The organism is Methanophagales archaeon, assembly GCA_021159465.1.
Classification (GTDB): domain Archaea; phylum Halobacteriota; class Syntropharchaeia; order Alkanophagales; family Methanospirareceae; genus G60ANME1.
Window position 1 is genome coordinate 1 of sequence record JAGGRR010000142.1, and the last position, 9,352, is coordinate 9,352.

General features: G+C 46.5%; 7 protein-coding genes. 4 read left to right on the forward strand and 3 right to left on the reverse strand.

Annotation, left to right across the window (positions count from 1 at the left end):
- Positions 1–127 precede the first annotated feature (127 nt).
- The 4 genes from J7J01_06500 (at position 128) to J7J01_06515 (ending at position 4,662) form a co-directional block, all read left to right on the forward strand.
- Positions 128–2,737 (forward strand): ATP-dependent helicase, encoded by a 2,610-nt coding sequence (locus tag J7J01_06500; GenBank protein ID MCD6210523.1) that lies wholly within the window; start codon positions 128–130, stop codon positions 2,735–2,737.
- Between the two features lie 19 nt (positions 2,738–2,756).
- Entirely contained in the window at positions 2,757–3,266 is a 510-nt protein-coding gene (locus J7J01_06505; protein ID MCD6210524.1) for a nicotinamide-nucleotide adenylyltransferase, read from the forward strand.
- Between the two features lie 84 nt (positions 3,267–3,350).
- Positions 3,351–3,860: a hypothetical protein gene (locus tag J7J01_06510; protein MCD6210525.1), complete on the forward strand. Its 510-nt coding sequence runs from the start codon at positions 3,351–3,353 to the stop codon at positions 3,858–3,860.
- A gap of 178 nt (positions 3,861–4,038) precedes the next feature.
- Positions 4,039–4,662, forward strand: a complete 624-nt coding sequence (locus J7J01_06515) for a hypothetical protein (protein MCD6210526.1) — start codon at positions 4,039–4,041, stop codon at positions 4,660–4,662.
- Positions 4,663–4,668: 6 nt separating this feature from the next.
- On the opposite strand, the gene J7J01_06520 is transcribed toward J7J01_06515, so the two are convergent.
- The 3 genes from J7J01_06520 to J7J01_06530 form a co-directional block, all read right to left on the reverse strand.
- Positions 4,669–6,759 carry a DNA topoisomerase I gene (locus J7J01_06520; GenBank protein ID MCD6210527.1) on the reverse strand — a complete coding sequence of 697 codons (2,091 nt, stop codon included), beginning with the start codon at positions 6,757–6,759 and terminating at the stop codon, positions 4,669–4,671.
- Positions 6,760–6,795: 36 nt separating this feature from the next.
- Positions 6,796–8,835 (reverse strand): IGHMBP2 family helicase, encoded by a 2,040-nt coding sequence (locus tag J7J01_06525; GenBank protein MCD6210528.1) that lies wholly within the window; start codon positions 8,833–8,835, stop codon positions 6,796–6,798.
- Between the two features lie 314 nt (positions 8,836–9,149).
- Positions 9,150–9,352, reverse strand: a 203-nt coding sequence (locus J7J01_06530; protein ID MCD6210529.1) for a hypothetical protein, incomplete at its 5' end; no start/stop codon positions are given.

Sequence of the window (9,352 nt, forward strand, 5' to 3'; positions counted from 1 at the left end):
TAGTCCTTATCTTTTAAATCCTCTCTCTTCTCCTTTCTTTTTTCTTTATATCTGTGCAGTAAGTATTATCTAGTAGTTGTTTAGTAATTGTTGGACATGCTCTACACAATAAGAGGTAATTGCCAGGATGAAAGAAGGAATGATGAGAGCACACGAGTACAAAGAAGAGGAGATATACCAGGCTTTAGAGCCTTATATCGCTACATGGTTCAGGAATAAATATCATCATTTCACACCGCCACAGCGATATGCAATTGTGGAGATAATAAACAGGCGCAATATTTTGATATGCGCACCAACGGGCAGTGGCAAGACATTTGCTTCTTTCCTCGGGATTATAAATCACCTCTGTAAATTGAACAGGCAGGATAAGCTCGAAGATAGAATCTATTGCCTCTACATAAGCCCCTTGAAGGCACTGGGTAACGATATAAGACGGAATCTGGAAGAGCCACTGGCTGAGATAGCAGCGATAATGGAGCACGAAGCGGGCATCACGAAGAAGATAAGCGTAGCTGTTCGTACCGGTGATACAACGCAGAAGGAGCGGCAGAGTATGCTCAGGAAGCCACCCCATATATTAATAACAACACCGGAGAGCGCTGCGATAATATTAAATGCGCCCAGGTTCAAACAATATCTCAAGGAGTTGGATTATCTCGTCGTTGATGAGATACATGAAGTTGCGGATTCAAAACGAGGAGCACATCTCAGCATAACTCTTGAGCGATTCCAGCACTTCTGTAGTTCCGAGTTCACTCGTATAGGTATGAGTGCCACTATATCACCACTGGACGAAGTAGCGAAATTCCTCGTGGGTTTCTCTGAAGAGCATAAACCACGACCCTGTTTGATTGCTGATGTCTCGTTTGCAAAGAGCCTGGAAGTGAGTGTACATTCACCTGTGAATTTTTATACCGGTGGTAAAGATACAACTGCAGCGCTCTACAACAAGGTGCGGGCGCTGGTGGAGCAGCATAACTCTACATTGATCTTCACGAACACGAGGTCAGGTGCGGAACGCGTTTCATATAAGCTATCGAAACTGATGAGTGCAGACAAAGATAGAATCGGGACGCATCATGGCTCTTTATCACGTGATACGAGGTTCGCAGTGGAGGAGGGCTTGAAGAACGGCAGAATGAAGGCAGTTGCATGCTCCTCGTCACTGGAGTTGGGCATGGACATAGGTGCACTTGACCTCTGCATTCTTATAGGTTCGCCAAAGAGCACAACGAGATTGATACAGCGAGTGGGCAGGTCGGGGCACAGGTTGGATAGAGTTGCACGTGGCTGTCTGGTTGTAACGGACATGGACGACCTTGTGGAATGCGCAGTTCTGGCGAGATGTGCACGCGACAAGAAGCTGGACCGCGTTCGCGTGGTAGGACCGGCACTGGATGTACTGGCGCAGCAGCTTGTGGGCATGGCACTGGAGCAGAGATGGAATGTTGATGATGCGTATAATTTAATACGAAGGGCATATCCATATCGTAATTTAAAGAAGGAGCAGTTTATATCGGTATTACGCTATTTAGCAGGAGATTATTCGGAGCTGGAGAGCAGGAAGGTCTATTCTAAGATATGGTATGACCCGGATGAGGGTGTATTTGGCAGGAGGAGAAGTACTCGCGGTATCTACATGACCCATGTGGGGACGATACCATCTGAGAGTTCAGTACAGGTATTCCAGCGGGAGTCAAAGAAGAAGATAGGGGAAATAGACGAGCCGTTCCTGGAGAAGTTAGAGAAGGGTGATACCTTCGTACTTGGTGGCAGGACTTATAAGTTCATATCGGTCCGCGGTATGCGAGCATACGTGGACCTCTTTGAGGGTATGCCTACCATACCTGCATGGATAGGAGAGATGCTTCCTTTAGAGTTTGATTCCGCAATAGAGATAGGGAAGTTCAGGGCTGAGATGGGGCGTAAGTTGGAAAAAGAGCCGGATAAGGCTGTGGAATGGTTGAAACGCGATTACAATCTGGATGAGAGTGCAGCGGAGAGTATATTCTCTTATTTCGAGGCACAAAAGCGGTATGCAGGCGTGATACCCAATCACAGGCGTATTCTCATCGAGGTTTATTATGATGATATAGGGCGTCAGAATATTGTCTTCCATGCACTTTATGGCAGGAGGACACTGGATGCACTATCGCGAGCTTATGCGTATGCGATAAGCCGTGCTTATAAGAGCAATGTCTCTGTGACGGTGAATGATAACGGTTTCATATTAAAATTGCCACATAAACGCGTGGACGTGAGCACCGTAGCGAATTTAGTGAGCAGTGAAACAATAGAGGAGCTATTAAGGGCGAGTGTAAAGCGAACGGAACTATTCAAGCGGAGATTCAGGCATTGCGCTGTTCGCGGCTTGATGGTGCTGAAGCAGTACAAGGGTTATGAGATAGGGGTAGGGAAGCAGCAACGGAGTTCCACATCTATATTGAATGTAGCGAAGAAGATAGAGGGCTTCCCTATTGTGGAGGAGACATACCGTGAGATATTGGAGGAGGTCTTCGACATCGAGCATGCAAAGGAAGTGATTGGAGGGATTGAAAGTGGCATGATAGAAGCAGTTACAATAGAGACGCCGTTCCCTTCGCCTTTTGCTCATAATCTGGTTGCGTTACAGGCATCGGATGTGGTACTGATGGAATCGAGGCGCGAACTGCTGCTTGAACTCCACAGGAGAGTGATGGAATATATAAGCCAAAAAGACTTAGAGTCTAACTGAGGATAGTGATTGAAGATTGATGAGGGCTTTGTATATTGGTAGGTTCCAGCCTTACCACCTTGGACATCACGAAGTGATAAAAAAGATAGCTGCGGAGGTAGATGAGGTGATTATATGTATCGGGTCAGCGCAGAGGAGTCATGAGCTGGAGAATCCTTTCACTGCAGGCGAGCGATATCTGATGATCTCAAAATCATTGAGGGAAGACGGCATCTTGAATTTCTATATCGTTCCTATTCTGGATGTGAACTGGAATGCAGTATGGGTATCGCATGTCGAGTCGTTGATACCACCGGTGGATATGGTATATACAAATAACTCATTAATAGAGCGTTTATTCAGGGAACGGAGGTATGCGGTGCGAACGCCTTTGCTCTTCAATCGCGGTGAATATTCAGGGAGTGAGGTGAGGCGACGAATGCTGAATGGAGAGAACTGGGAGGCTCTGGTGCCCAGAGCAGTGGTAGCAGTGATAAAGGAGATAGGAGGAGAGAGCAGGCTGGAAGACTTAAGAAAGAGTGATGAATGATGAAGAAGAACTCAGATAGCATGGCATAGCATGAGATGATATTGCTTAGGCTTATATGTGTCTGAGATTATAGAGTGAGTGAGCATGGATAGGAGTAAGAGTAAGGGGAAGGAGGAATACATAGAGGATTTGAAGAAGACACTGACACCTCTCCTATTTGGCATTCTCGCAGGTGTTATATGCTTCTCTATATACGTTGCTTATCCTCTTATGGTCGTTGATAACACTGACGGTTCAGCGGTTGCTTATCTGGATAAGGGCCTCATCCCCGCAAATCTATCTGCACAGTTTAAAGATAAGGGTATCCCATTTGATGCGAATCAGAATCTCACGGTTCTTAAGGAAGGAGCGGATAAATGGTTAATAGACAATAAGTATATAATAAAGAGTGATTCAGAGAAGCTGAATATATATCCAAGCCCGGTATCCACGGACTGGTTGCTTATTGCTTTACTTTTGATTCTAACTCAGAAATTTGTGTACCCGTACATGCATACTCGTGTAAATGGGGCGAAGGACTGGCTATATATAGGTTTCATAACCGCATTTTGCTGGTTCGTCACTTTCACACTGCTATTGACTGTTCTGTTTTAAGTTCAAGTTTCAAGTTCAAGCTCAAGCTGGAGTTATTAAATCGTCTTATCATGCTTCTGTCGGAGTTTCAACCCTTTACCTCCAGCATCTCCCCCTCTTTTAACTCACACTGCACCTCCTCCACATTCAATATCTCCTTTATCTCTTTTATCTCCTTTATGTAGTACTATTATTACAGATGATAGAACCAATAAGTAGAAGAATAAAGATAGAGGAACTGAAGAACTATGGTTTTGCGCTCCACCCGTTATACACAATAGAGGTGAAGATAGAGCAGACAGTCAAAGAGAGCCCTGATATGATTCATCGAATCCTTACCGATACCGGACTCATATCACGAGCTACAATACCGTTTGAGGTCGTCTCGAATTTCAGGGGCTCTGTAGACAATAAGCCGTTTTATAGTGCCACCATCATCCACGAAGGTATAGAGCGGCGATACACAGTAGCTGCGAGAGATACTGGTGGGCTTATAAGGTCGAGAGTAGATTACGAGCCTGTGATACAGCCGGAGGAACTCAAATTGGTACACCCTGCGGAATTCGCTCGAATGGGTATAGAGGTGAAGGACTGGGAACTCCATAACTATCACCATTATTTCATGCTCTTTATCTCTTCCAGACATTACGAGAGCTTTGACATCATCGTGAAGGGCGGTGAGAAGTACACCAGCGTGTGGATAAGCCTCGCGGAATCGGACTTGCGAACCAGGCGAGTGCCATGCTCATGGTACCTGAACAAGCTCGCAGTATTCAGTGGTCTTGAGGAGGAAGTGAGAAGGAAGATATCCGAACGAAAATGAAGTATTTCACTTCTTTTCCCTATCCTCTTCCTCTTCCTTCTTCTTTTCCTTGCTATCCTTGTTATTGTTATTATTCTTCCATTGCAGGTAATTACAATAAGGACAGCCGAAATCCCATGCCCTACCTGCCTTACCCTTGCTCTTCTTCAATATCTTCAGCTTGAATAACGTTGGATGCACACTACAGTGCTCTCTGGTCACTATCACACGTCCGGTGGGAGGCAGCGGTAACGAGAAGTTGCATTCCGGGTAATTACTGCAGCCTATGAATCTCTTCCTCCTTTTTGAGGTAGCCCAGAATAAGTTCGCTCCGCATTCAGGGCAGGTGCCAACGATTTTATCCGCTTTCACTGCCTCTTTAAGTGATTTCGCAATCTCTTCGCGGTTCTCCACCATCTCCTGGAATACCGCCTTCAACATCTCCCTTGATTCATCCACCACTTCTTCTTTCTTACGCTTACCCTCACTTATCCAGTCCATCTCCTGCTCCAGAGCTCTTGTCATATCCGGTTTTGTCATCATCGCTGCATACTTCTCTAAGGAATCAATGAGTGCAAATGCCTTCTCCGTTGGTCTGCTCGGATTGCCCTGTACGTATGCCCGCTCATAGAGCTTCCCGATTATCTCATGCCGTGTGCTCTTCGTGCCCAGTCCAAGTTCTTCCATCTTCTTTATCAAACCCGCCTGTGAAAGTCTGTTTGGTGGCTTCGTCTCCTTCTCCACGAGTTTTAAATCCTCTAACCAGACTTTCTCCCCCTCTCGCAACGCAGGCAACTTCAATATCTCCTTCTTCTGATACGGATATACCGCGAGGAAGCCCGGTTGCTTCAGTTCATGCCCCTTCGCCTCCAGTTGTTCGCCTCCCAGTTCTACCTTCACTGCTGTATCCTCCCATTTCGCTGCATCGGAGAGGGTAGCTAAGAAGCGCCTGACCACAAGCTCGTAAACTTTCCATTCGTCCTTATCGAGCTTATCACGCGCTATCTCCGATACGGGGTGTATCGGTGGATGGTCTTTTGTCTTCTTTTTACCCGCTGTGGGCTTCAATTGCTTCTTCTTCAACAATAATCTCGCATACTCTCCAAATTCAGCGCTGGATTTGAAGATACCCACCAGCGCATTCAGGTCCAGTGTCTCAGGATATGTTGTATTATCAGTGCGATGATAAGAGATGAGTCCCTGGAGGTATAGACTCTCTGCGATATTCATAGCCCGTCTTGGAGTGAAGCCGATGGATGATGCTGCTCTTATAAAACTGGTGGTATCAAAGGGTGTGGGTGGGTTATCACGCCGCAATCGCTTCTTTAATTCCCTTACAACACCCTCTTTCGCTGATTCTAACTTCTTCTTCGCTTCTTCCGCATCTTCCAGCGCCCAGAATTTACCACGCTCATGTGTCGCTGTGAAAGTCTCACCATCCTCTGTTCTCAGCGTTGCATGCAATTCCCAGTACTTGCGCGGTATAAATCGCTCTATCTCCTTCTCCTTATCTACGAGCAACGCGAGTGTGGGTGACTGCACACGCCCGACGGAGAAGAAACCATCACCAAGCCGGTTCGCAGTCAGAGATACAAATCTGGTCAAAGCAGCGCCCCATATCAGGTCTATCATCTCACGCGCCTTCGCAGAGGCAGCGAGATTATAATCCACTACCGTCCTTGCGGCAAAGCTCTCTTTTATCGCCTGCTCTGTTATCGCACTGTATCGCATCCTGTCAACCTTGAGTGTAGGCTTCACTCTCTTGAGTACATTGAGCGCCTCTACACCTATCAACTCCCCCTCTCGATCGTAATCGGTGGCTATGGTCACGACATCTGCATCCTTCGCTATCCGCTCCAGTGCTTTAATCAGGTCCTTTTTGAGTGCGACCTCCACTATTTCGGCATCTATCAGCTTATATGGGTCTATTTTACTCCAATCATTATAAGAATCCGGGAAATCGATCCGGAAGACATGCCCGCTCAACCCCACCACTACCTTATCCCCGAACTCGTATGCATCTATCTTCCCTATCTTCACCTTCTTCGCTTTACCTTCTGATAGGATGGATGCGATCCTCTTCGCTGTTGTTCCCTTCTCTGTTATTATGTAATGCATCGCTTCACACACCACAGCTTGATTAGCAAAGCTATCTTAATATAAATAATGATGCGGAAAATCTATATCATGGACTCTTTTATAACCACCTCGAGACTTCGCCAGTGCAATAAGCCTGCGATAACAACTCTCACTCCCCAGCGTTTGTGAATCCCCAATCAGGATTAACTTCCGCTTCGCACGCGTTATAGAGACATTCAAGCGTCTGAGATCACCAAGGAATCCTATATCTCCGAATTTGTTACTCCGCACAAAGGATACTATCACCACCTCCTTCTCCCTGCCCTGGAATCCATCAACCGTCTTTATCTCCAGTCCCTCCACCCTGAGCATCATCCTTATGAGTGCAACCTGGTCATCATAGGGAGAGATAACCGCGATGTCCTGTGCTCTCACACCAGCCTCTAATAACCTTTCAGCGATGAATTTAACTAATCTCGCTTCACCTTCGTTCTCTCTTGAAGTCGAGCCCCGTCTCATCTTCTCCTCGAATCCTGTGTTATATGCGGTATCTATGAATACAAGAGGCTTATCTGCCAGTACGAACTCCAATTTGGTGATGGATGGCACCAGATCAGCAATGGTTTGCCTTCTCACACGCTCATCCGCCTTCAATTTGCCCTCGTAGAACTCATTATTAGGAAATTCCGCTATCTCCTCGTTCATCCTGTACTGAACCTCAAGCATAACCCTTATCTTATCTCCGTAAAGAGCGAGGAGTCGCTCGAACATGCTCCTGCTCAGACTACCTCTCATTGCTTCCTCATTCAGTACCGTGGGTGGCAATTGCTTGTGGTCACCTGCCATGATGAACCTCTTCGCCTTGAGCACAGGAATAAGCGATGAAGGCTCCGTGGACTGTGTCGCTTCATCAATAACCGCGATATCGAACTTCTCACTCCCGAGCAGCTCTGAACCTGCTGTGCTGTTCGTTACGCATATCACTGCTGCATTCTTTAAAATCCGCCTCACTGCTTTATCCTCAAGTGCGCGTGCATCTTTGAACAACGCATCTACATCCTGCTTCAGCTCAATCCATCGTTTCATCGCCTCTATCTTCTTCTTCGGTATACCCCGTGTCGTTTTTCCCTCATTCGCAAGTCTCAGTATCGCCTCATCGCTTAACCCCCGTCTCCATCGCATCTCGGGAAATGTGAACTTCTCCATTTGCTCTTTAATTGCATAAGCCTTCTCTCTGAGCTCCTGTGCCTTCCGGTAATCCTGCTCGTCCTGAACCAGATAATCTATGCTTCTTCTCCTTAAAGTAGGTATCACACGTGCTGGATGCCCTATCCGCACAACATTCAACCCTATCCTGTCCAGCCGCTCAACCAGATTATCCACTGCTACATTCGAGTCTGCTGCTGCCAGAACCCTGTAACCTCGACTCACAAGTTGTGATATGATCTCAACGCAGGTGATAGTCTTACCTGTGCCGGGAGGACCATGAATGAGGAAGAAATCTCGGGCTGCTATGCTCTTCCGCACTGCTTCACGCTGGCTATTGTTCAGCGACTCATTAAAGAATTCTAATTCTCTTAACTCATCACCATCACCATCTCTATCTCCGGCATTGAATTCCGGCTCCCTCTTTCCCAGTAACTTCTCTCTTCGCCATTTTGGTAACTTCCTGAACCCCTTAAGAGCCTCTTTCATCCGCTGAAACGTGATATCATTAACAAACAGGTCTATTCTGAGGTCTTTACGAAATACAAATCCCGGCGGGGCATCGTCAAAAGCCACCACAATCGAATATGATGTCTTCTCCGCTACCGTACCGGTTGGATTACCCTCATCCCATGGCACTGTACCCGGCTTACTCACCAGTACGAGGTCCCCTACCTCTATCTCACTCTCGGGTAATTTCGTTGCGTTCTGCTTCGTGAATCTTACCATATACTTACCTCCCAGACCCAGACCCTGCGATTTGCCACGCATTTTGATGAAAGCTCTGCCCTTTTCCTCACGCTGCCGTCCGCTGAGCCTCTTCATCTCCTCCTCGTGTAGCCTCATCTGCTCCTCTCGCTCCAGCTCCACAAGTGCGCTGAAGTGCCGTATGTATTCCTCTTCTTCCATCTCTTCTCCTTACTAACAATAGATTACCAACTACCAACTAAGATAAAAGATAACGCTCATCCCCCTAAGTCATCAGATGAATGCGAAAGTAAATACCTTTGCGTTGAGTAAGAGCTCAAAAGAACGAGATGCACTTGCCCGGACAGTGTTTTGAACACTCCATAACTCTGAATTTTCTCAGTCACGCTCTCAGAAATCCATGTTTGTCATCCTTTGATAGGTTCCTTTTGACAAATAGCATTGTTTCAGTCAGAAAAGAATAAAATAAAGGTCATAACAGTATATCCCTGTAAAGACATAAATCGAGAGAATTTTCAGTGGATGCCCTCTTCTATGGAAGCATACAAGAGAGAATGGATTACTTCTGTGTGCCCTTCACACCAGTTGATGAGGATTGATGAAGGAATGATAATCGAAGGACCTTTCAGGCTAGACCCGAACCTGAGGATGTGAAGAAAGTTGACGAATTTGGAGACCGCGTCCATATCATAGGTGCAACCATTTACTCCAACACACT

Bases quoted from the DNA above. Each gene is read 5' to 3' on its own strand.
- J7J01_06515 (MCD6210526.1), top strand. From the start codon at position 4,039: ATGATAGAACCAATAAGTAGAAGAATAAAGATAGAGGAACTGAAGAAC.
- J7J01_06510 (MCD6210525.1), top strand. From the start codon at position 3,351: ATGGATAGGAGTAAGAGTAAGGGGAAGGAGGAATACATAGAGGATTTG.
- J7J01_06500 (MCD6210523.1), top strand. From the start codon at position 128: ATGAAAGAAGGAATGATGAGAGCACACGAGTACAAAGAAGAGGAGATA.
- J7J01_06505 (MCD6210524.1), top strand. From the start codon at position 2,757: ATGAGGGCTTTGTATATTGGTAGGTTCCAGCCTTACCACCTTGGACAT.
- J7J01_06520 (MCD6210527.1), bottom strand. From the start codon at position 6,759: ATGCATTACATAATAACAGAGAAGGGAACAACAGCGAAGAGGATCGCA.
- J7J01_06525 (MCD6210528.1), bottom strand. From the start codon at position 8,835: ATGGAAGAAGAGGAATACATACGGCACTTCAGCGCACTTGTGGAGCTG.